At 61.1% G+C, this 21537-nt stretch carries 20 protein-coding genes; 11 read left to right on the top strand and 9 right to left on the bottom strand.

Annotation, left to right across the window (positions count from 1 at the left end; translation table 11 throughout):
- Positions 1 to 206: 206 nt before the first annotated feature.
- A complete protein-coding gene (locus ACMCNM_RS00005) occupies positions 207 to 1736 on the bottom strand; it encodes a PLP-dependent aminotransferase family protein (RefSeq protein WP_412763746.1) in 1530 nt (509 codons plus the stop codon).
- A gap of 89 nt (positions 1737 to 1825) precedes the next feature.
- Between ACMCNM_RS00005 and ACMCNM_RS00010 the strand changes: the two genes are divergently transcribed.
- From ACMCNM_RS00010 to ACMCNM_RS00020, 3 genes are read left to right on the top strand one after another with little or no spacing between them, the layout of a single operon-like run.
- A complete protein-coding gene (locus tag ACMCNM_RS00010) occupies positions 1826 to 2455 on the top strand; it encodes an FMN-binding negative transcriptional regulator (protein ID WP_027592113.1) in 630 nt (209 codons plus the stop codon).
- Between the two features lie 11 nt (positions 2456 to 2466).
- Entirely contained in the window at positions 2467 to 2913 is a 447-nt protein-coding gene (locus tag ACMCNM_RS00015; RefSeq protein WP_412763747.1) for an N-acetyltransferase family protein, read from the top strand.
- A 7-nt stretch (positions 2914 to 2920) separates the two neighbouring features.
- A complete protein-coding gene (locus ACMCNM_RS00020) occupies positions 2921 to 3592 on the top strand; it encodes a GNAT family N-acetyltransferase (protein WP_186703061.1) in 672 nt (223 codons plus the stop codon).
- On the opposite strand, the gene ACMCNM_RS00025 is transcribed toward ACMCNM_RS00020, so the two are convergent.
- Positions 3593 to 4492: a homocysteine S-methyltransferase family protein gene (locus ACMCNM_RS00025; protein WP_412763748.1), complete on the bottom strand. Its 900-nt coding sequence runs from the start codon at positions 4490 to 4492 to the stop codon at positions 3593 to 3595.
- A gap of 105 nt (positions 4493 to 4597) precedes the next feature.
- On the opposite strand from ACMCNM_RS00025, the gene ACMCNM_RS00030 reads away from it, so the two are divergent.
- Together ACMCNM_RS00030 and ACMCNM_RS00035 are read left to right on the top strand one after the other, a co-directional pair.
- Positions 4598 to 5419: an ABC transporter substrate-binding protein gene (locus ACMCNM_RS00030; RefSeq protein ID WP_027592109.1), complete on the top strand. Its 822-nt coding sequence runs from the start codon at positions 4598 to 4600 to the stop codon at positions 5417 to 5419.
- Positions 5416 to 6237 carry an amino acid ABC transporter permease gene (locus tag ACMCNM_RS00035; RefSeq protein WP_085272153.1) on the top strand — a complete coding sequence of 274 codons (822 nt, stop codon included), beginning with the start codon at positions 5416 to 5418 and terminating at the stop codon, positions 6235 to 6237. The genes ACMCNM_RS00030 and ACMCNM_RS00035 overlap by 4 nt, the downstream gene beginning before the upstream one ends.
- 9 nt (positions 6238 to 6246) lie before the next feature.
- Here the strand turns inward: ACMCNM_RS00035 and ACMCNM_RS00040 are convergent, their stop codons facing one another.
- The 4 genes from ACMCNM_RS00040 to ACMCNM_RS00055 form a co-directional block, all read right to left on the bottom strand.
- On the bottom strand, positions 6247 to 6525 hold the full coding sequence (locus tag ACMCNM_RS00040) for a helix-turn-helix transcriptional regulator (RefSeq protein ID WP_027592107.1): 279 nt from the start codon (positions 6523 to 6525) through the stop codon (positions 6247 to 6249).
- Positions 6522 to 7847, bottom strand: a complete 1326-nt coding sequence (locus ACMCNM_RS00045) for a type II toxin-antitoxin system HipA family toxin (protein ID WP_412765891.1) — start codon at positions 7845 to 7847, stop codon at positions 6522 to 6524. Before ACMCNM_RS00045 ends, ACMCNM_RS00040 begins: the two co-directional genes overlap by 4 nt.
- Before the next feature lie 179 nt (positions 7848 to 8026).
- Positions 8027 to 9835 (bottom strand): sodium-extruding oxaloacetate decarboxylase subunit alpha, encoded by a 1809-nt coding sequence (oadA, locus tag ACMCNM_RS00050; RefSeq protein ID WP_027592105.1) that lies wholly within the window; start codon positions 9833 to 9835, stop codon positions 8027 to 8029.
- Between the two features lie 11 nt (positions 9836 to 9846).
- A complete protein-coding gene (locus ACMCNM_RS00055; protein WP_027592104.1) occupies positions 9847 to 11262 on the bottom strand; it encodes an acetyl-CoA carboxylase biotin carboxylase subunit in 1416 nt (471 codons plus the stop codon).
- A gap of 189 nt (positions 11263 to 11451) precedes the next feature.
- Between ACMCNM_RS00055 and ACMCNM_RS00060 the strand changes: the two genes are divergently transcribed.
- A complete protein-coding gene (locus ACMCNM_RS00060; protein WP_027592103.1) occupies positions 11452 to 12414 on the top strand; it encodes a LysR family transcriptional regulator in 963 nt (320 codons plus the stop codon).
- Here the strand turns inward: ACMCNM_RS00060 and ACMCNM_RS00065 are convergent.
- Entirely contained in the window at positions 12356 to 12574 is a 219-nt protein-coding gene (locus ACMCNM_RS00065; protein ID WP_081717438.1) for a PA3496 family putative envelope integrity protein, read from the bottom strand. The genes ACMCNM_RS00060 and ACMCNM_RS00065 overlap by 59 nt on opposite strands.
- Positions 12575 to 12816: 242 nt before the next feature.
- The gene (gene hexR, locus ACMCNM_RS00070; protein ID WP_027592102.1) at positions 12817 to 13683 is read right to left on the bottom strand and encodes a transcriptional regulator HexR; all 867 of its coding nucleotides are present in this window, start codon (positions 13681 to 13683) and stop codon (positions 12817 to 12819) included.
- 103 nt (positions 13684 to 13786) lie between these two features.
- On the opposite strand from hexR, the gene zwf reads away from it, so the two are divergent.
- The 5 genes from zwf to ACMCNM_RS00095 all read left to right on the top strand — a co-directional run bounded on the left by zwf (position 13787) and on the right by ACMCNM_RS00095 (position 19427).
- Complete coding sequence (zwf, locus tag ACMCNM_RS00075) at positions 13787 to 15229, top strand: glucose-6-phosphate dehydrogenase (RefSeq protein WP_412763749.1); 1443 nt, start codon at positions 13787 to 13789, stop codon at positions 15227 to 15229.
- A gap of 85 nt (positions 15230 to 15314) precedes the next feature.
- Positions 15315 to 15632, top strand: a complete 318-nt coding sequence (locus tag ACMCNM_RS00080; protein ID WP_027592100.1) for a hypothetical protein — start codon at positions 15315 to 15317, stop codon at positions 15630 to 15632.
- Positions 15633 to 15754: 122 nt separating this feature from the next.
- The gene (uvrD, locus tag ACMCNM_RS00085) at positions 15755 to 17938 is read left to right on the top strand and encodes a DNA helicase II (protein ID WP_099430829.1); all 2184 of its coding nucleotides are present in this window, start codon (positions 15755 to 15757) and stop codon (positions 17936 to 17938) included.
- A gap of 113 nt (positions 17939 to 18051) precedes the next feature.
- The gene (locus ACMCNM_RS00090; protein ID WP_027592098.1) at positions 18052 to 18906 is read left to right on the top strand and encodes a Tim44 domain-containing protein; all 855 of its coding nucleotides are present in this window, start codon (positions 18052 to 18054) and stop codon (positions 18904 to 18906) included.
- Positions 18907 to 19019: 113 nt separating this feature from the next.
- The gene (locus tag ACMCNM_RS00095; protein WP_412763750.1) at positions 19020 to 19427 is read left to right on the top strand and encodes an SMI1/KNR4 family protein; all 408 of its coding nucleotides are present in this window, start codon (positions 19020 to 19022) and stop codon (positions 19425 to 19427) included.
- Between the two features lie 157 nt (positions 19428 to 19584).
- On the opposite strand, the gene ACMCNM_RS00100 is transcribed toward ACMCNM_RS00095, so the two are convergent.
- Positions 19585 to 21345, bottom strand: a complete 1761-nt coding sequence (locus tag ACMCNM_RS00100) for a cation:proton antiporter (RefSeq protein ID WP_027592096.1) — start codon at positions 21343 to 21345, stop codon at positions 19585 to 19587.
- Positions 21346 to 21537: the final 192 nt, after the last annotated feature.

Raw genomic sequence — 21537 nt, forward strand, 5'->3', positions numbered from 1 at the left:
ACATAGATGCAACCGGGTTCCTAAGTTCAAAAGCAGCTAGACAGTGTGGGCGAGTCCATACATAGGAGCAGCCTTGTGCTGCGAAGAGGCCAGTAAACCCAGCAGCATCTTCGCTGCCTTTACCGGCCTCTTCGCAGCACAAGGCTGCTCCTACCGGGGTATGGCTTGGCGCAAAGGGTGTCGATTGGGCCGCACAGCGGCCCCGTTCACTTTCGCCAGGCACTGCGCAATCGCATCAGTGCATTGGCGATGTCGCCTTCCGGCACGGCCGCAAACCCCAGCACCAACCCTGCCCGCTTATCCACAGGCACCTCGCTGTCATCCAACCAGTAACTACTCAGTGGATTCACCTCAACGCCAACCGCTTCAGCCTTGGCGACCAAGGCTTGTTCCCGCGCAAAGTTATCCACATCCACCTTCACGTGTAGTCCTGCCGCCACTTCCGGCATGGCGCCCAAGCCTGGAACATCCACAGGCCAGCCCGCCTTGAGCACGTTGCGCCGGCTCAACGCCGCCCGGCGCATACGCCGTATGTGCCGCTGGAAATGCCCTTGGGCCATGAACTCGGCCATCACACACTGGCTACTGACCTCCGAATGCCGCATGGCCAACGCCCGCCCCTGGCTGAAGGCCTGCACCAGGCGCCCAGGCAGCACCAGGTAGCCCAGGCGTAACGCGGGGAAGGCAATCTTGCCGAACGTGCCGATGTACAGCACCCGCCCCTGCCGGTCCAATGCCGCCAGCGGTGCCAATGGCGCACCGCTGTAGCGGTACTCGCCGTCGTAATCGTCTTCGATGATCCAACCATCGCTACGCTCGGCCCAGGCCAGCAATGCCAGGCGCCGTGCCAGGCTCATGGTTACCCCGGTCGGGTACTGGTGGGCCGGCGTCACATAGGCCAAGCGGCAGTCCGCCAGCTGCATCAGCCGCTGGCAATCCATACCCTCGTCATCCACTGGCACGCCCATCACTCTGCCACCCGCCACGGCGAAGGTATGCCCGGCGGCCCGGTAGCCCGGGTTTTCCACAGCCACCCCCTCGCCAGGCTGCAACAGCAACTGTGCACAAAGGCTGATGGCCTGCTGTGCACCACTGGTGATCACAATTTGTTCAGCCGTGCACGATAAGCCCCGCGAACGGCGTAAATAGGTGGCAATCAGCTCGCGCAGCTGCAGCTCACCTGCCGCTTCACCGTAGCCCAGCTGCGCAGGGTCCGGGTTACGCCAGAAACCCGCTTGCAGCTTGGCCCAGACGTCAAACGGGAACAGATCGAATGCAGGAATGCCCACCCGGAATGCGCGCGGCGCGCCACTTCTGGGAGGCGGCAAATGGTTACTTTTCAGACGCTCCAAAGGCTCGCTGGTGCGCTCACAGCTGGATAAATCCTCAGTCTTTTCTGAGGAAAATGTGGATAAACCTGTTGATAACCCTAGGGATAACCCTGTGGACAGTTGTGTGGATAGTTTATCGAGCTGGGTGACATAGGTGCCGTCCCCCACCCGGCTCTCGATATACCCTTCGGCATACAACTGGTCGTAGGCACGCACCACACTGTTGCGCGACAGCGCGAGGATGGCTGCCAGGTCACGGCTGGCCGGTAACCGCGTACCGCTGCTCAGGCGCCCATCCAGCACCCGTGCACGCAAGGCCTGGTAAAGCTGCTGGCTGAGCCCTCGCTGGCGGTCCAGCACGATGCCAGCGGGGTCGAAGGGCAAGATGAGGGGGCGCTTGTTCACCGTATTGGACCTGTCAAATCAGTCATAAATGGATCTTACACAGAACCAATAGCCTGCCTAGGATGGAGCCATTCGACAAGGAACCCACCATGTACAACAGCAAGCCCCACCAGGAACACGACCTCGATCGCCTGCACCAGCATATGGCCGATACTCGCCTTGCCGTACTCATCAGCCACGGTGAACACGGGCTGCTGGCCACCCACCTGCCGGTGTTGATCGACCCCGAGCAAGGCGAGTTCGGCACGGTCTACGCGCACTTGGCGCGGGCCAATGCTCAGTGGAAAGACCTGGAGCAAGGCACTGAAGCGCTGCTGGTGTTCCCCGGCGCTGACGCTTATGTCAGCCCCAGCTACTACCCCAGCAAGGCCGAGAACCCCAAGGTGGTACCGACCTGGAACTACCTGGCGGTGCACGCCTACGGCCCGGTTGAAGTGATCCACGAAGCCGCGCCCCTGCTGCAGATCGTCAGCCGCCTGACCGACCGTCACGAGCAGGGCCGCAGTGAACCCTGGAAGGTCTCCGACGCCCCCAGCGACTACATCGACGGCATGCTGCGCGCCATTGTCGGCATACGCCTGCCGATCGCCCGCCTGCAAGGCGCCCGCAAGCTCAGCCAAAACCGTTCGGCCGAGGACATCGCAGGCGTGCGTGAAGGCCTGAGCGGCAGTGCCGACTACCCTGACAACCAACTGGCGGCGCACATGCGCCAACTCTGAAGGAAAAGCCCATGCCCAACGTCACCCTGCGCCCCGTCAGCGCCAACGACCATGCAGCCTGGCTTGCCCTGTGGCAGGCCTACTTACGCTTCTACGAAACCGAATTGGCCGAAGCGGTCAGCGCCAACACCTGGCAGCGCCTGCTCGACCCCAACGAGCCCACTCACTCGGCCCTGGCCTGGGTCGATGGCAAGGCCGTAGGAATGGTCAACTGGATCTATCATCGTTCCAACTGGAGCATCGAAAATTCGTGCTACCTGCAGGACCTTTATGTGGATAACACGCAACGTGGCCTGGGCATCGGCCGCCAACTGATCGAGCATGTCTATGCCACTGCCAAGGCTGCCGGCTGCGCTAAGGTGCACTGGCTGACCCACGAGACCAACGCCACCGCCATCAGCCTGTACCAACAGGTCGCCGAGCGGCCGGGCTTCATTCAATTCCGCAAAGGGCTGTAGGCACGACATGACTGACGCACTGAACTGGAAACCCGCCACCGCGCCCACGGCAGCGCCCATCGAGGGCCGCTTCATCCGCCTGGAAAAACTCGACCCGGCGCGCCACGGCGACGACCTCTGGGACGTACTGCAAGGCCCGGATGCAGACCCGGTTCTGTGGGATTACCTGCCCTATGGGCCATTCCCGGAACGCGGCGCCTTCGACCGCTGGCTGCAAGGCAATGCCGCCAGCCCAGACCCGTTGTTCTTTACCGTCATCGACCGCCCCACCGGCCAGGCCCAGGGCATTCTCAGCCTGATGTCGATCGTGCCCGACCATGGCCGCATCGAGATCGGCCACATCGCCTTCGGCGCCGCCATGCAGCGCACGCCCAAGGGCACCGAAGCGGTGTACCTGTTGGGCAAGCGGGCGTTCGAGCTGGGCAACCGCAGGCTCGAGTGGAAGTGCAACAACGCCAATGCCCGCTCCAAGCGCGCGGCAGAACGGTTTGGCTTTGTCTACGAAGGGGTTTTCCGCAAGCACCTGGTGGTCAAGGACCACAACCGCGACACCGCGTGGTACTCGATTACCGATGATGAATGGCCACAGGTAGCGGCAGGGTTCGAGCGCTGGTTGAGTGCCGACAACCAGCGCCCTGAGGGGCAAGCCAGGACGCTGGAAGCCTGCCGCAACGGGTGATCAGGCCAGGTTGGCCTTGAGCGCCGAAATGTGCTCCGGGCCAATCCCACAGCAACCGCCGAGCAGGCTCGCGCCGCGTTGCCGCCAGTTGCTGGCCCAGCTCAGGTAGCCCGGTGGGTCAAGGTCTTCACGCAGATCATCGAGGCCATCGTTGGCGGTGGCGTCCTTGGGCTGTGGCGGGAATGCATTGGCGTAGGCGCCGATGGCGATGTCCGCGCCCAGGCGCTCGAAGGTCTCGCGCGCCACGTCCAGCGCCGCGCCAATCACCTCAGGCTGGCTGCAGTTGAACAACAGCGTACTGACACCCAGCCCGGCAATCGCTTCGGCCGCGTCGGCGACCGTTTGTCCGGAACGCAGGCGCGGCACGTCGATGTCACCTTCGTCCTGCAGCGTGAACGATACCCAGAACGGCCTGCCGTCCTGGGGCAGTTGCGCGCCGATGGCCCGAACTTCTTCGATCGAGCTCTGGGTTTCTGCCAGCCACAGGTCCACGTAGGGCGACAGGCCTGCCAGCAGGGGGGTCAGCACTTCGGCGACGCGCTCGGGCTGATACAGGTCCGGGCGATAAGAGCCGAACAACGGCGGCAGCGAACCGGCCACGCGTACCGGCGCGGCAGCCGCATCGGCTGCCGCACGGGCCAATTGCCCCGCCGTTGCAGCCAAGGTGCGCCCTTCCTGGGCGAACCGCTCTTCACCAATATGGAAGGGCACTACCGCATAGCTGTTGCTGGTGATGACCTGAGCCCCGGCCTCGATATACGCCGTATGCACCGCCAGCACCGCCTCAGGTGCTTCGCTCAAGGCCAGCGCTGACCACTCGGGCTGCCGAAACGGCGCACCACGACGCTGCAGCTCTCGCCCCATACCGCCATCCAGAATTACCAGCGATCGTTCGCCCATATGACTATCACTTATATGTTTATGAATAAAATTCATTAGTGTGTAACTTGTTATAACTATTAAATACCCAGCACCGATTGTCCAACAACTTTTTCAGGTACTTCCATGCGCTTGCTTACCTTGCTCGGCACCGGCCTCATCGCCCTGTGTGCCACCACTCAAGCCTTCGCAGGCGCCACGTTGGACCGAGTGGAATCGCGCAAGGAAATGGTCAACGTGCTGATGGAAAGCTATCCGCCGTTCTCGTTCCTGAACGCGCAGAACCAGCTCGATGGTTTTGACGTGGATGTGGCCAAGGCCGTCGCCGAAAAACTGGGCGTCAAGCTGCGCCTGGAAACGCCGTCCTGGGATGTGATTGCCGCGGGCCGCTGGAGTGGCCGCTACGACCTTTGCATCTGCTCCATGACGCCAAGCAAGGCGCGCGCCGAAGTGTTTGATTTCCCGGTCGAGTACTACGCCTCGCCCGCCGTGATCGTGGTCAACGCCAAGGACGATCGCATTCATTCGGCCAAGGACCTGGATGGCCGCAAGGTCGGCTTGACCAGCGCATCCAGCTACGAGAGCTACCTGAACAAGAACCTGGTCATCGAAGGCAACGAAGACAAAAAAATCGATTACCCCTTCGAAATGGTGCAAATCGCCCCCTACGACACCGACAACGTCGCCTTCCAGGACCTGGGCCTGGGTGCCGGCGTGCGCCTGGACGCGATCCTGACCAACCTGGTCACCGCCCAGCCCCGCCTCGACCAGGACAAACGCTTCAAACTGGCCGGCGCGCCGCTTTATGAAGAACCCAACTCGGTGGCCATCGAAAAAGGCGACCCGGAGTGGGATGCCAAGCTGCGCCAAGTTTTCGCCGAGCTCAAGGCCGACGGTACCTTGGCCAAGCTGTCCCAGAAATGGATCGGCGCCGATATCAGTAAATGAGTGCTCATCAACCTGCCCCTCGCCCGACTGCCAAAACCTCGGGCGCTGGACTGTTCGGATTCCGCACACGCCTATACCTGACCTGGGTTGGGCTGTTTGTGCTGTTTGCCGCGTTTTTCCTGAGCTTTGATCTCAAGTTTTCGATCATTGTCGAGAAATTCCCGTATCTGGCGGGGTTCAAGCTGGGGCCGAACGGGTTCTTGCAAGGCGCGGCACTGACCCTGTTCCTGTGCGTGTGCTCCATCGTCGTTTCCGTGGCACTGGGCTTCGCTGCAGCGCTGGCACGCCTGTCGAGCAGCGCAGTGCTACTGGGCATCGCCAGCTTCTACACGTCGTTCTTCCGTGGCACACCGCTGCTGATCCAGATCCTGCTGATCTACCTGGGCTTGCCGCAGCTCGGTGTGGTGCCTGGGGCCATCAGTGCCGGCATCATCGCCCTGTCGCTGAACTATGGCGCCTACCTCAGCGAAATCTTCCGAGCCGGCATTCTTGGCGTGGCACCCGGGCAACGCCAGGCGGCGATGGCGCTAGGCCTCGGCCCTGCGCAGATCTTCTGGCACGTCACCCTGCCCCAGGCCATGCGCACCATCATCCCGCCAAGCGCCAACCAGTTCATCTCGATGCTCAAGGACTCGTCGCTGATTTCGGTGATGGGCGTGTGGGAAGTGATGTTCCTGGCCCAGTCCTATGGCCGTTCCAGCTACCGCTACCTGGAGATGCTGACGACCGCAGCGGTGATCTACTGGGTACTGTCGATTTTGCTGGAACTGGTGCAGGCCAAGCTGGAGCGGCATTTTGGCAAGGGCTATCAGCACTGAACGCCGGCGTCAGATGACCTGACGCTGGCGTCTGACCACGCCTACCTGAAGACCAAACGGGCGAAGTACGGCATTCATTGATTTGAGAGTAGGGTTGCCCTCGCCCCCCTCGATCTGGATAAGGGTGCGCAACGATACCTTGCACATGCGAGCAAACTGGGACTGTTGAAGCCCTGCCACCGTCACGCGCAAATGACGTACCGCCGTACCCATGTCCCACGTACCGTCGGCGATCCATTGCTGAACATCATCAATGACTTTGGCCCGTTGCTCGGGTGTCAGTGTCATAGCAGACCCCACCCTCTAAAACGCTGCTCGAGTTGTCTTAGCGCGACAGCAGGATGATTCATCACCACCTCCGGCAAGCCAGAGTCGCGGAGCAGATCCGGAAGTGCCAACAGCAGAGCCGCATCCTGACGCAATTGTTCGAACGCCTGCTCAGGACTGATCAATGGCGACAGGCTCTCACACGCCCTGCGCCAGTCGACCTCTCCAGCACGCTCAATATCGGATGACCATTTGGTCGTGCGGGTGACACCTTCGGCATCCAATACCATGGGCGCCAAATCGTAGATCGGCGCCAACCGCAACCTGTCATCAGCGCGAATGACGGCCATGTTGCGCCCATGATTGTCCGAGTTGCCCAGTATCTTGTTGATCAGGTCTCGGCGCAGGTACTCGGCAATCAGGTCATTTACCTGTTGCTCTTGACCGGCCTCTTTCCAGAGCCGTACCAAGCCCGTCAGCACGTCCCGGTGGTCCAGCCGGCTACCCGGCAGGGTGATGCCGGCCAACGAATAGATAGACTCCACGGCAAGTCGCTCTACGCCATGTTCAGTCACTTTGCGGTCGAACCTGCGCATCCAGAGACTGGGTTTCTCACCCTCTTCCAAGGCCATTTCGTCGGTGGCCACCGTCTCGATACCCAGCGTGTGCAATGCCCGGTAGTACAGGTACTCGGCCCTGAGTATTTCCTGATCATTTTTAAGGGCTTGGTTGCGAGCGAATTTGATGAACCAATGTCGTCTAGCCTGTGCATCCGCAAGGGCAGCATCTGGGTACAGCAGACCGTCTTGGCCTTCTGTCATCAACAGTTTGGGCGCCTCTCCCCCCGCGCCGGTCGCTCCGCCTATTGCCGCGCCCTGCTCATACGCGTACTCGAGAAATTGCTGATCACGACTGACCACATCCTGCCTGCTGAACCCCATCGGCTCACGCGTGTCGAGGTGCGTCATCGACTCCTTGACCCGCAGGTTACCTATTGGAGCTGGTGTGCTTCTGGCTAGCAGGAACATGTCGTCACTCAGGCCCTCCGGTTTCTCTCGACCCATATGCGCCAGCAGAAATCGCTTCGCAGCCCCCGAAGGCGCGATGTCATGGATGAATGCAGGGGCTTCGGAGAGCGAAAAACTATCGAAATCCACAGGCAAGCGAGCACTTACCGCTTTCGCGAACTGGCTCTGGTAAGCATCAAGGTTGGCCCTGATGTAGGACGATTCATAGGCAATTGAGCAAGGGCCGACGAAGCCCTGTTCCGGCTGAGCGAAAGAGAGCGTCATCGCATCTTGCCAAGCGCAATCAGCGTAGATTTGTAGCGTTATCGAGTACATGACCAGGGCCCACAGCAGCAACACCTGCAATATAGTGCATATTTGACGACCATAAACCCACTATTTATGCATTAAAATGCATATTTTCGACGGCCACCGTTCAAAATATGCAATTTAATGCATAAAAAAGGGGAGCATCCGCTCCCCAGAGGTAAACCGTTTTTAGCTAAAGGTTTTTATCAACCTTCAATCTCGATCAGGATCTCGCCCGGGGTCACGCGGTCGCCCTTGGCCACGTGGATGGCCACGACTTTGCCGGCGATCGCTGCCTGCACTTCGGTCTCCATCTTCATGGCTTCGGTGATCAGCACGGCTTGGCCGGCCTTGACCATGTCGCCTTCCTTGACCAGTACATCGACGATGTTGCCAGGCATGGTGGTGCTGACATGGCCAGGGTCGGTGGCCTGCTTACGCTTGCTGCCGCCGCCGCCGACGAACTCGTTGAGCGGCTCGAACACCACTTCTTCCGGCATGCCGTCGATCGACAGGTAGAAGTGACGCTTGCCCTCTGCCTTGACGCCCACACCGGTGATGTCCACACGGTAGGTTTCGCCGTGCACGTCGATGACGAACTCGGTCGGCACGCCTTCGCCGCCAGGTGCGGCAATAGCGCCGGCTTCCGGGATCGGCAACAGGGCTTCGGGGGTCAGGGTGCCGGCTTCACGCTCTTCGAGGAACTTGCGGCCGATGTCCGGGAACATGGCGAAGGTCAGCACGTCTTCTTCGCAACGCGCCAGGGCGCCGATGTCGTTACGCAGCTTGGTCATTTCTGGCTTGAGCAGGTCGGCCGGGCGCACGTCGATCACTTCTTCGCTGCCAATGGCCTGGCGGCGCAGTTGCTCGTTGACCACGCCCGGGGCTTTGCCGTAACCGCCTTGCAGGTACAGCTTCACCTCGTTGGTGATGGTCTTGTAGCGCTCGCCGGCCAGCACGTTGAAGAACGCCTGGGTACCGACGATTTGCGAAGTCGGGGTCACCAGCGGAGGGAAGCCGAGGTCTTCACGCACCCGCGGGATTTCCGCCAGCACTTCGTTCATGCGGTTGAGGGCGCCCTGCTCCTTGAGCTGGTTGGCCAGGTTGGAAATCATGCCGCCCGGCACCTGGTTGACCTGCACGCGGGTGTCCACCGCAGTGAACTCGCTTTCGAACTGGTGGTACTTCTTGCGCACGGCGTAGAAGTACAGGCCGATTTCCTGCAGCAGCTCCAGGTCCAGGCCGGTGTCGAACTCGCTGCCCTTGAGCGCCGCGACCATCGACTCGGTACCCGGGTGGCTGGTGCCCCAGGCGAAGCTGGAGATTGCGGTGTCGATGTGGTCGGCACCGTTTTCCACAGCCTTGAGCTGGCACATGGCAGCCAGGCCAGCGGTGTCGTGGGAGTGGATGAATACCGGCAGCGACTGCTCGGCCTTCAGTGCCTTGACCAGCTCGCCCGTGGCAAACGGGGTCAGCAGGCCGGCCATGTCCTTGATCGCCACCGAGTCGCAACCCATGGCTTCCATCTGCTTGGCCTGGTTCACGAAGGCTTCGATGGTGTGCACCGGGCTGGTGGTGTAGGCGATGGTGCCCTGGGCGTGCTTGCCGGCGGCCTTGACCGCTTCGATGGCCACGCGCAGGTTACGCACATCGTTCATGGCGTCGAAGATGCGGAACACATCGATGCCGTTGACGGCGGCCTTGGCGACAAAGGCTTTGACCACGTCATCGCTGTAGTGGCGGTAGCCCAGCAGGTTCTGGCCGCGCAGCAGCATTTGCAGGCGGGTATTGGGCAGCGCGGCGCGCAGCTTGCGCAGGCGCTCCCACGGGTCTTCCTTGAGGAAGCGCACACAGGCGTCGAAGGTGGCACCGCCCCAGACTTCCAGCGACCAGTAGCCGACTTTGTCGAGCTTTTCGCAGATCGGCAGCATGTCTTCGGTACGCATGCGGGTGGCCAGCAGGGACTGGTGGGCGTCGCGCAGGATCGTGTCGGTTACGTGGATTTTCTTGGACATTATTAGGTTCCTCACAGGCCTGCGTGGGCGGCGATGGCGGCGGCGATGGCCAGGGCCAGCTCTTCGGGTTTGCGCTTGATCGAGTAGTTGGTCAGTTCAGGGTGGCTTTCGACGAAGCTGGTGTTGAACTGGCCGCTACGGAATTCCGGGTTGCGCAGGATTTCCTGGTAATACGCTGCAGTGGTCTTCACCCCTTGCACGCGCATGTCGTCCAGGGCCCGCAGGCCGCGGTCCATGGCTTCTTCCCAGGTCAATGCCCAGACCACCAGTTTCAGGCACATGGAGTCGTAGAACGGCGGAATGGTGTAGCCGGTGTAGATGGCCGTGTCGGTGCGCACGCCTGGGCCGCCGGGTGCGTAGTAACGGGTGATCTTGCCAAAGCTGGGCAGGAAGTTGTTTTTCGGGTCTTCGGCGTTGATCCGGAACTGCAGCGCGTAGCCGCGGTGCTGGATGTCTTCCTGCTTGACCGACAGCGGCAGGCCCGATGCGATGCGGATCTGCTCACGCACGATGTCGATGCCGGTGATTTCCTCGGTGATGGTGTGCTCCACCTGCACCCGGGTGTTCATTTCCATGAAGTACACCTCGCCATCGGCGAGCAAGAACTCCACGGTACCGGCGTTTTCGTAATTCACAGCCTTGGCTGCACGCACCGCCAGGTCGCCGATGTAGGCACGCTGCTCGGGGGTGAGCTGTGGGCTTGGGGCGATCTCGATGAGCTTCTGGTTGCGGCGCTGGATCGAGCAGTCGCGCTCGAACAGGTGCACCACGTTGCCGAAGCTGTCACCGAGAATCTGCGCCTCGATGTGCTTGGGGTTGACGATGCACTTTTCCAGGAACACTTCCGCCGAACCGAAGGCCTTGGTAGCCTCGGAAATCACCCGGGGGAAGTTCTGCTCCAGCTCTTCACGGCTGTTGCAACGGCGAATACCGCGGCCGCCACCGCCGGAGGTGGCCTTGAGCATCACCGGGTAACCGATGCGGTCACCTTCGCTCAGGGCTTCATGGATATCGGCAACGTTACCTTCGGTGCCCGGTGTGACCGGGACGCCGGCCTTGATCATGGTGCGGCGCGCTTCGGTCTTGTCGCCCATGCGGCGAATGACTTCGGCAGCCGGGCCGATGAACTTGATCCCGCGCTCGGCGCAGATCTCTGCCAGTTCAGCGTTTTCCGACAGGAAACCGTAACCCGGGTGCAGGGCATCACAACCGGTTTCGACAGCGAGGTTCACCAGCTTGCGCGGGTTCAGGTACCCGGCCAGCGGCTCGGCACCGATGCTGTGGGCCTCGTCAGCGCGCTTCACATGCAGCGCATGACGGTCGGCGTCGGAATAGATCGCTACCGAGCGAATGCCCATCTCGGCGCAGGCACGCACGATCCGAACTGCGATTTCACCTCGGTTGGCGATCAGGATTTTTTTTATCACTGGAGTCTTCCCAAAGCCGTAGGAACAGTCGAGCCGGTTCTACCGGTCGGCGCGTGACCAGACGTTGCTGGCCAGTCGCACATTCACCCTAGCGCTGTAGGTCGATAAACAAAAATCAATATTTGTTAGGGGCAGTATTAGCAAAAGCTTATAGTGCCGTAACAAGGTTTTGCCGGAGCCTGGATAAAAATGCGTAAGTCCTTGATGCGTATGACTTTACGTCAGTTACAGATCTTCAACGAAGTGTGCGATCTGCGCTCGTACAGCCGCGCGGCCGAGGAGATGGCGCTCACGCAACCCGCCGTTAGTCTACAGATCCGCCAGCTTGAAGAACTGATCGGCCAGCCGCTGTTCGAGTACGTCGGCAAGAAGCTCTACCTGACCGAAGCGGCCGAAGCGCTGCAGCGCGCCAGCCGCGACATCTTCGGCCGGCTAGAAAGCCTCGACATGCAACTGTCGGACATGCAGGGCTCACTGCAAGGGCAGCTGAAGCTGGCGATCGAGTCCAGTGCCAAGTACTTCGTGCCACACCTGTTCGCCGCCTTCAAGCAACGACACCCGGAGGTCAACCTGACGCTCACGGTGGTCAACCGCGCCCAGGCGATCCGGCGCCTTTCGGACAACCGTGACGACCTGATTATCATGTCCATGGTCCCGCAGGACATGGGCCTGGAATTCCTGCCGTTCCTGAACAACCCGATCGTCGCCGTGGCACCGCCGGACCATCCACTGTGCAAGCTCGAGCACCTGCGCCTGCAAGACCTTGAACCTCATACCCTGCTGGTCCGCGAACAAGGCTCGGGCACCCGCAAGGCGTGCGAGGAGTACTTCAAGGACAAGCGCGTGCACTTCACCCAGACCCTCGAAGTGGCCTCGGCCGATGCCCAGCGCGAGTGTGTGATCGCAGGCTTGGGCATCGCCCTGCTGACCCGCCATGCGTTGAACATGGAGCTGGCCACGGGGGTGCTGAAAGAGTTGCCGGTGGAGGAACTGCCGCTGTACCGAAGCTGGTGCGTGGTACAGGCCAAGGCCAAGCGGCAGTCACCGGTGGCCCTGGCATTTTTAGCGTTCATCCGCAGCGAACGCGTGCTTATCAGCGCAATTGTGGAGCGTTTTTCGGGGAAGTCGCTGCCGACGCCTGCCACACCGTAAGTGCTTGTAGCTCAGGGTAGTCGGCCAAGTCACGAAGCAATTGACGCTGGTCGCAGTAGCTTTCGATCGCGCGGCGATACTCCATGCGGCGCTGATCCTTTTCCTGCTGCTTGCGAGCCTTGGCGTTGGGTTGGTACGTACCGTCGAAGTCACGAGCCATTGCCTGTCTCCCAGTTAGGATGCGGGAGTTTCAGACTGGCGCTGGCGGTTTACGGTTTTGCGGTGGGGAGGTTACAAAACCATGAATTTTCGCTGGCTTCATGCTCGGACATTGCCCCCGCTAAGGAGCAGCCTTGTGCTGCGAAGAGGCCATTGATAGCAGCGAAGATTCATGGCGTTTTCACCGGCCTCTTCGCAGCGCCAGGCTGCTCCTACAAAGGGCCGTGCAGATGATCGCGAGGGTCAGTCGTCGGTCGCCTTGATCGACTTGGGCGACAACCGCAGGCTGCGCAAACTGCGCTTCACGCTCTTGAGGTGGTTGACCAGGCTCGGCCCACGCGCCATGGCAACGCCCATGGCCAGCACATCGATCACCACCAGGTGCGCAATGCGGGAGGTCAGCGGGGTATAGATCTCGGTGTCTTCATGCACGTCGATCGCCAAGTTGACGGTGGAAAGCTCCGCCAACGGGGTTGCGCTCGGGCACAGGGTGATCAGGTTGGCGCCACTTTCACGCACCAGGTTGGCGGTGATCAGCAGGTCTTTGGAACGGCCCGACTGGGAAATGCACACCGCTACATCGCCTGGCTTCAAGGTGACCGCCGACATGGCCTGCATGTGCGGGTCGGAATAGGCGGCGGCACTGAGCAGCAGGCGGAAGAATTTGTGCTGGGCATCGGCAGCCACCGCGCCGGACGCGCCAAAACCGTAGAACTCCACACGCTGCGCCTGCGCCATCGCGCTCACAGCCTGCTGCAGCGCCTGCGGGTCGAGGTGCTCGCGCACTTCCATCAGCGTGTGCAAGGTAGTGTCGAAGATCTTCAGGCTGTAATCGGCGACCGAATCATCTTCATGGATGGCGAACTGGCCAAAACTGGCCCCGGCGGCCAGGCTCTGCGCCAGCTTCAACTTGAGGTCCTGGAAACCTGAACAGCCAATCGCCCGGCAGAAACGCACGATGGTCGGTTCACTGATACCCACGTTGTGCGCCAAGTCGGCCATCGAGCTGTGCATGACGGCAGCCGGGTCTAGCAGCACGTGGTCGGCCACTTTCAGTTCCGATTTGCGCAGCAGGTGGCGCGATTGGGCGATATGTTGCAACAGATTCACGGGCTGGACTCGGTTATGATCGGCTGGCCGGGATGTAGCTTTCTTGTAGTTATACTACATGGGCGCCAACCCGCCCAGTTAAACGAACGTGGAGAGTGGTGGTTTGACTATTCCTTGCGACATTCTGGTCTTCGGTGGCACCGGCGATCTGGCCCTGCACAAACTGCTTCCAGCGCTCTATCACCTGTTTCGCGAGGCTCGCCTGAACAACGCCGTGCGGATCATCGCCCTGGCGCGGCGCAACCTGCCACGTAACGACTACCTGAAGCTCGCCGAGCGCCACTGCCGGGCGCAAATTGCCCGTAATGACTTCGACGAAGAGGTCTGGCAGCGGTTCTCCGCCCGGCTCGACTACTTCGCCATGGACGCTGCGCAAAGCGCCGACTTCGGCCGCCTGGCACGCTACCTCGGCGAGCCCGGCGGGCTGACGCGGATCTTCTACCTGGCCACCGCCCCCAACCTGTTCGTGCCCATCGCCAACCACCTGCGCATCGCCGGCCTGGCCGACCCCGAGGCCCGTATCGTGCTGGAAAAACCGATTGGCCATTCACACGCGTCCGCCACGGCCATCAATGAAGCGATTGGCACGGTGTTCGAGGAAGCCCAGGTGTTCCGCATCGACCACTACCTGGGCAAGGAGACCGTGCAGAACCTGATGGCCCTGCGTTTCGCCAACGCCCTGCTGGAGCCGGTCTGGCGCAACAGCCAGGTCGACCATGTGCAGATCAGCGTCTGCGAAACCCTGGGTGTGGAGAACCGCGGCGGCTACTACGACCGCGCTGGCGCAACCCGCGACATGCTGCAAAACCACCTGCTGCAGTTGCTGTGCCTGGTGGCCATGGAGCCGCCGGCGCAGTTCGAGGCCGAGGCGGTGCGGGACGAGAAAGTGAAGATTCTACGTGCCCTGAAGCCGATCACCGGCCAGGACGTACAGGACACCACCGTACGCGGCCAATATGGCGCCGGGCGCATCGGCGGGCAGGAAGTGCCGGCGTACTACTTCGAAAAAGACGTGGACAACGACAGCGACACCGAGACCTTCGTTGCCGTGCAGGCCCACATCGATAACTGGCGCTGGGCCGGCGTGCCCTTTTACCTGCGCACCGGCAAACGCATGGCGCGGCGCTCGTCGCAGATCGTCATCCAGTTCAAGCCAGTGCCCCACGAGCTGTTCAACGGCGGCCAGGTCAACCAGCTGCTGATCCAGCTGCAGCCTGAAGAACGTATCAGCTTGCGCATGATGACCAAGAGCCCTGGCAAGGGCATGCGCCTAGAGCCGGTCGACCTGGACCTGAACTTGGCTCAGGTATTTGGCCAGACGCGCCGCTGGGACGCCTATGAACGCCTGTTGCTGGACATTTTGGAGGGTGATTCGACGCTATTCATGCGCCGCGATGAGGTCGAAGCGGCCTGGGCCTGGATCGACCCGATCATCAAGGGTTGGGAGGAGCACTTCCAGGCCCCACGCCCCTACGCGGCTGGCAGTAACGGGCCTGAGCAGGCCAACAGCCTGCTCGCGCACCAGGGCAGGCATTGGCACAGCTGAACTGTTTCTGGCTGCGATGATGTTCGTGGGTGCATGACCCTGTGCTCACGCGGCACTTCGTCGCGCAACTTCGGAGAACAGAAACATGACCCTCGACACTAAAGGCTGGGTTGCCCAAATGGACAACATGCCTGGCGCTACCGCATTTCGCGTATCCGGCAGCGTCATGGTTGGCCACCCCGGTATCCACCCGACCCTGAGCCTGCGCAAGATACAAGACAAGTCCTTCGCGCTGGCACTTGAATTGACGCTCGAAACCGACCAAGGCATTTATCCACAGGTGGTCACGCAAAAGCCGGTGAGCTTCAACATGCCAGGCGACCACAGCAACATCCCCAAGGTAGACATCTTTCACGATGGCGCCCTGATCACCAGCATCAGCGAGATCATGGTGACCTACTGAGCACCCGGCCTGCCTTTAAGGCAGGCCCTTGCTCGGGCACTCGGATGAACGGTGGGCCTGCAGGGTGAACATTTATACAGTAGACGTTTGCCCCATCCCTTGCCTCGCCCTAGAATGGCCCGATGCGCACAGATGACCTCTCCCTCCTGCTGAACTCCCTCAATGACGCCCAACGCCAGGCCGTAGCCGCCTCGCTCGGGCGTCAACTGGTGCTTGCCGGCGCCGGTTCCGGTAAAACCCGCGTGCTGGTGCACCGCATCGCCTGGCTGATCCAGGTCGAGCAGGCCTCGCCGCACTCGATCTTGTCGGTGACCTTCACCAACAAGGCCGCGGCAGAAATGCGCCAGCGGATCGAGCAGTTGCTGGGGATAAACCCGGCGGGCATGTGGGTGGGCACGTTCCACGGCCTGGCCCATCGCCTGCTGCGCGCGCACTGGCAGGAAGCCCGGCTGGTGCAGAACTTCCAGATTCTCGACAGCGATGACCAGCAGCGCCTGGTCAAGCGGGTGATGCGCGAGCTTGGCCTCGATGAGCAGAAGTGGCCAGCACGCCAGGCGCAGTGGTTCATCAACGGGCAGAAAGACGAAGGCCTGCGCCCCCAGCATATCCAGCCCGGCGGTGACCTGTTCCTGTCGACCATGCGCGACGTCTACACCGCCTACGAACAGGCCTGTGAGCGCGCCGGTGTCATCGACTTCTCCGAGCTGCTGTTGCGTGCCCTGGACCTGTGGCGCGATCACCCTGGCCTGCTGGAGCATTACCAGCGGCGCTTCCGCCATGTGCTGGTGGACGAGTTCCAGGACACTAACGCCGTGCAGTACGCCTGGTTGCGCCTGCTCGCGCGCGGTGGCGACAGCCTGATGGCGGTGGGTGACGACGACCAGTCAATCTACGGCTGGCGCGGCGCCAAGATCGAAAACATCCACCAGTACACAGCCGACTTCCCCGACGCCGAGATGATCCGCCTGGAGCAGAACTACCGCTCCACCGGCGGCATCCTCAAGGCCGCCAACGCCTTGATCGCCAACAACAGCGGGCGCCTGGGCAAAGAGCTGTGGACCGACATGGGCGAAGGCGAACCGCTGACCCTGTACGCGGCCTACAACGAACACGATGAAGCGCGCTACGTGGTGGAAACCATCGAGAGCCTGATCAAGCAAGGCAATGCGCGCAACGAAATCGCCATTCTGTACCGCTCCAACGCCCAGTCGCGGGTACTGGAAGAAGCCCTGCTGCGCGAACGCATTCCGTACCGCATCTACGGCGGCCAGCGCTTCTTCGAACGTGCCGAAATCAAGAACGCCATGGCCTACCTGCGCCTGCTCGAAGGCCGTGGCAACGATGCAGCGCTGGAGCGGGTCATCAACGTGCCACCGCGCGGTATCGGCGAAAAAACCGTCGAAGCCATCCGCGACCACGCCCGCCACAGCCAGCTGTCGATGTGGGAGGCAATGTGCCAATTGATCGCCGCCAAAGCCCTCAAGGGCCGCGCCGCCAGCGCCCTGGGGGCGTTCATCGAGTTGATCGAGGGCTTGGCCGCCAAGGTTGTGGACATGCCACTGCATACCATGACCCAGGTCACCATCGAACAGTCCGGCCTGATCCTCTATCACCAGGAAGAAAAGGGTGAAAAGGGCCAGGCGCGGGTAGAAAACCTTGAGGAACTGGTCAGCGCTGCGCGCAACTTCGAGTCCAGCGACGAAGACGCCGACCTCTCGCCGCTCTCCGCCTTCCTTGGCCATGCATCGCTCGAAGCGGGCGATACCCAGGCCGACGAGCATGAAGACAGCATTCAGCTGATGACCTTGCACAGCGCCAAAGGCCTGGAATTCCCCTACGTGTTCCTGGTGGGCATGGAAGAAGGCCTGTTCCCGCACAAGATGAGCCTGGAAGAGCCTGGCCGCCTTGAAGAGGAACGCCGCCTGGCCTACGTGGGCATTACCCGCGCCATGCGCCAGCTGGTCATGACCTACGCCGAGACACGTCGCCTGTATGGCAGCGAGACCTACAACAAGGTGTCGCGTTTCGTACGCGAAATTCCGGCAGGCCTGGTCCAGGAAGTGCGCCTGTCCAACAGTGTCAGCCGCCCGTTCGGCGGGGCGAAGGCCACCACCAGCAACCTGTTCGCCAATGCCAACATTCCGCAAACCGCCTTCAATCTCGGGCAGCGGGTGCAGCATGCGGTGTTCGGCGAAGGGGTTATCCTCAACTTCGAAGGCTCTGGCGCCCAGGCCCGTGTGCAGGTGAATTTTGCCGAAGGCAGCAAGTGGCTGATGCTGGGGTATGCCAAGCTCGAGGCGGTGTAGGCAGCGCCTTGTAACATTCAGGCAAAAGCTCGAAACATTATGTCGCTGGTCATGTGCCCGGGAACCTGTGCACCATGACGCGCGTGCAATCCACAACAGGGGATATCCCACTTATGCAACGTTTTCTTAGCATCGCTCTGGCGCTCTGCGTCGGCTTGACGCTGAGCCTGGACGCCAACGCCAAGCGGTTCGGCGGCGGCAAGAGCTCGGGCTCCGCGCCTATTCACCAGACCCGTCAGGCCACGCCAACCACGCCTGCCGCCGCGCCGACCGCGCCAGGCCGTGCACCGGCTGCCGCCAGCGGTGCTTCGCGCTGGCTGGGCCCACTGGCCGGCCTCGCCGCCGGTGGCCTGCTGGCCTCCATGTTCATGGGTGACGGCTTCCAGGGCATGCAGATCATGGACTTCCTGATCATGGGCCTGATCGCCTTCCTGGTGTTCCGCTTCATTGCCGCGCGTCGCCGCCAGCAGCAGCCGCAAATGGCCGCACCGGGCCATGCGCCGTTCCAGCGTGAAGCCCACGCACAGCCTGCCCAGCCGTCGGTCTTCGGTGGCTCGGCCGCACCTGCCGCTGCAGCCGCTCCGGTGATCAACGCACCGGCCTGGTTCAACGAGCAGAGCTTCCTGGCTGCCGCACAAAGCCACTTCCAGTCGCTGCAGCAGCACTGGGATGCCAACGAGATGGACAAGATCGCCGAGTTCGTCACGCCGCAGATGCTCGAGTTCCTCAAGCGCGAACGTGCCGAGTTGGGTGATGGCTTCCAGGCCACCTACATCGACAACCTCGAAGTGCAGCTGGACGGTGTAGACGACCGCGCCGACCGTACCGACGCCACCCTGACCTTCCGTGGCGTGTCGAAGACCTCGCGCTTCGACCAGGGCGAAGTGTTCAGCGAAAGCTGGCACATGGTTCGCGCCCAGGGCGAGAACCAGCCTTGGCTGGTCGCCGGTATCCGTCAAAACGGCTAACCGACAGGCGCACTACAAAAACCCCGGGCCTTGTCCCGGGGTTTTTGCTTTTGCCACACTGGGCTACTAGGGTATAACGCGCAGCGTTGTCATCAGGTAAGAGGAAGTGAACCGTGGAAGAAGTGATCGAACAACTCCGTGAAGCCAATGAACCGGTACCGGTACCTTTGGAGCTTCCCGATGAAGATCAGCTGGTAGAAATCGAAGAGCAGCTGTTCATCAACATTCCCTTCGTGTTCAAGGAGTTCCTGCTGAACGTCAGTGATGTGGTCTACGGTTCCCTGGAACCGGTCACGGTTACCGACCCACAGTCGCATACCTACCTGCCAGATGTTGCATCCAATGCCTGGGATGCCGGCGTGCCGCGCGAACTGATCCCGATCTGCCAGGACGGTGATAACTATTACTGCGTGGAAGAAGACGGCACTGTCGTGCTGTGGGACGCCGAAGAAGAAATCGTCCTTGAAGACAGCTGGGAGTCGGTCTGGCACTGGGCGCGGGACGTCTGGCTGGAAAGCTGATTATTCCTACAAAAGCATCAGAAATACCGCCAGGAAAATTTATGGCTCAGGGCCATTAATGCGATTAAAATCGCCAGGCTTTCTGCGCCTGGCGACATCGCTACCGCTCCATCCCCTCGGACGACGGTGAAATCTTGCGCAGGGAGCATTACCTTCCTCAGTGCGAATTCTCGCGGCTGTTCTCCAGCGTCTCTAGCAAGGCAATCTGCATGCGCGTGTGCACGCGGATAAACCAACGCCACAGTAAAGCCACCACCACTGCCGCCACCACCGCAATGACCAATAGCAGTTCACTGGTAGGCAGGATGCTCGCCGACAGCGCCGACAACAGCAGGAAGATCACCAGCAGCGACAGCAGCGGGATCACCTCGGCAATCACACGCCGCACACGCTGGGTGTGACGCCCCGCCATTTCAGGCTTAACGCCCATTTCCGCCAGCAGCATCGACAGCGCCTTGAGCTTGCGATAGGCCGCAATCAGGAACGGCAGCGACAGCAGCAAAGCCGCCCCCCAGATCACCGCCTTTTGCTGGCTGACATCGGTGAACCACTCACTGAGCCAATTGCCAATGCGCCCAGCGAAGTAACCACCGGTGAAGAAGATGGCAATCACCAGTGCCAAGTTAACGCCAACCTGCAACAGGATGCGGCGGATCATGGCTGCCAGCATGGCACCCTCACCTTGCGGCTGAATGTTGCGCAGCCATTCGCCATACAGCGACAGCACACGCGCCAGACGGCTCGGCACCACCTTACCCAGCTTCAATGACAGGGGGTCGGCCGCACGGATCAGATAAGGCGTCAGCAGTGTGGTAATGGCCGAAACAGCAACCGCCACCGGATAAAGAAAATCGCTGGTGACCTGCAGGGTCATGCCCAGCGCGGCGATGATGAACGAGAACTCGCCGATCTGCGAAAGCCCCATGCCGACACGCAACGAAGTGCGGCCATCATTGCCCGCGATAAACGCCCCCATGCCACAGGACAGCATCTTGCCAAGTACTACCGCCAAGGTGATGACCACGATCGGCCAGGCGTAGTCGATCAGTACCTGAGGGTCGATCATCAGGCCGATGGCGACAAAGAAAATGGCGCTGAACAGGTCACGTACCGGCTCGATCAGTTGCTCGATCTTCAGCAGCTGGCGCGACTCGGCCATGATCGCGCCAATCAGGAAGGCGCCCAGGACCATGCTGTATTCCAGCTTCACCACCAGCAGGCAGAACCCGAAACACAGGCCCAACACGGTAATCAGCAACATCTCGTTGCTTTCGAACTTCGCCACATAGGCCAACAGCCGCGGCACCAGCAAGATGCCGATGACCAGCGCGACAATCATGAACAGCGACAGTTTGCCGACCGTGGAAAACACCTCGCCAGAGCTGACTGTGCCGCTGACGGCGATGCCCGAGAGCAAGGCGATGATGCCGATACCGAGGATATCCTCGACGATCAGCACGCCGAATATCAGTTGAGCGAAGCGCTCGTTCTTCATCTTCAGGTCGTTGAGCGCCTTGACGATGATGGTGGTCGAGGAGATCGCCAGGATAGCGCCGAGGAACAACGAATCCATGGTGTTCCAACCGAACCAGCGACCGATCTCGAACCCGATCCAGATCATCAGCACGATTTCCAGGAACGCCGCGATAAACGCTGTGGCGCCGACCTTGAACAGCTTGCGCAGGCTGAACTCGAGCCCCAAGCAGAACATCAGGAAGATCACCCCGAGCTCGGCGAGGGTCTTGATGGTGTCTTCATCGTGGATCAGGCCAAACGGCGGTGTGTGTGGGCCGATGATGAAGCCGGCGACGATATAGCCCAACACGACGGGTTGCTTGAGGCGGTGGAAGAGAATCGTGACCACCCCGGCAACCAGCATGATCACTGCCAGGTCCTGGATGAAGCTGATGGCATGCATGGCGCGATACTCCTTTTATCGAATGCCCGGGCAGACCGCTCCTCTGCCAAGGCAAACCGAGCGAGCAGCAAGTACATACTGTATTGAATGCAGGAAAGCCCATGTTGCATGGGCGTACTCAGGTTAACATCGCACCCCGCCGCATAACGCCGGTGCAATATGTAGAAACAGATCGGCAGGTTAACCGCCGCC

Origin of the sequence: Pseudomonas sp. NGC7 (genome assembly GCF_047159675.1) — a bacterium.
GTDB lineage: Bacteria > Pseudomonadota > Gammaproteobacteria > Pseudomonadales > Pseudomonadaceae > Aquipseudomonas > Aquipseudomonas kermanshahensis.

Bases quoted from the DNA above. Each gene is read 5' to 3' on its own strand.
- ACMCNM_RS00010 (WP_027592113.1), top strand. From the start codon at position 1,826: ATGTACAACAGCAAGCCCCACCAGGAACACGACCTCGATCGCCTGCAC.
- ACMCNM_RS00015 (WP_412763747.1), top strand. From the start codon at position 2,467: ATGCCCAACGTCACCCTGCGCCCCGTCAGCGCCAACGACCATGCAGCC.
- ACMCNM_RS00020 (WP_186703061.1), top strand. From the start codon at position 2,921: ATGACTGACGCACTGAACTGGAAACCCGCCACCGCGCCCACGGCAGCG.
- ACMCNM_RS00025 (WP_412763748.1), bottom strand. From the start codon at position 4,492: ATGGGCGAACGATCGCTGGTAATTCTGGATGGCGGTATGGGGCGAGAG.
- ACMCNM_RS00030 (WP_027592109.1), top strand. From the start codon at position 4,598: ATGCGCTTGCTTACCTTGCTCGGCACCGGCCTCATCGCCCTGTGTGCC.
- ACMCNM_RS00035 (WP_085272153.1), top strand. From the start codon at position 5,416: ATGAGTGCTCATCAACCTGCCCCTCGCCCGACTGCCAAAACCTCGGGC.
- ACMCNM_RS00040 (WP_027592107.1), bottom strand. From the start codon at position 6,525: ATGACACTGACACCCGAGCAACGGGCCAAAGTCATTGATGATGTTCAG.
- ACMCNM_RS00045 (WP_412765891.1), bottom strand. From the start codon at position 7,847: ATGTACTCGATAACGCTACAAATCTACGCTGATTGCGCTTGGCAAGAT.
- oadA (WP_027592105.1), bottom strand. From the start codon at position 9,835: ATGTCCAAGAAAATCCACGTAACCGACACGATCCTGCGCGACGCCCAC.
- ACMCNM_RS00060 (WP_027592103.1), top strand. From the start codon at position 11,452: ATGCGTAAGTCCTTGATGCGTATGACTTTACGTCAGTTACAGATCTTC.
- ACMCNM_RS00065 (WP_081717438.1), bottom strand. From the start codon at position 12,574: ATGGCTCGTGACTTCGACGGTACGTACCAACCCAACGCCAAGGCTCGC.
- ACMCNM_RS00080 (WP_027592100.1), top strand. From the start codon at position 15,315: ATGACCCTCGACACTAAAGGCTGGGTTGCCCAAATGGACAACATGCCT.
- uvrD (WP_099430829.1), top strand. From the start codon at position 15,755: ATGCGCACAGATGACCTCTCCCTCCTGCTGAACTCCCTCAATGACGCC.
- ACMCNM_RS00090 (WP_027592098.1), top strand. From the start codon at position 18,052: ATGCAACGTTTTCTTAGCATCGCTCTGGCGCTCTGCGTCGGCTTGACG.
- ACMCNM_RS00100 (WP_027592096.1), bottom strand. From the start codon at position 21,345: ATGCATGCCATCAGCTTCATCCAGGACCTGGCAGTGATCATGCTGGTT.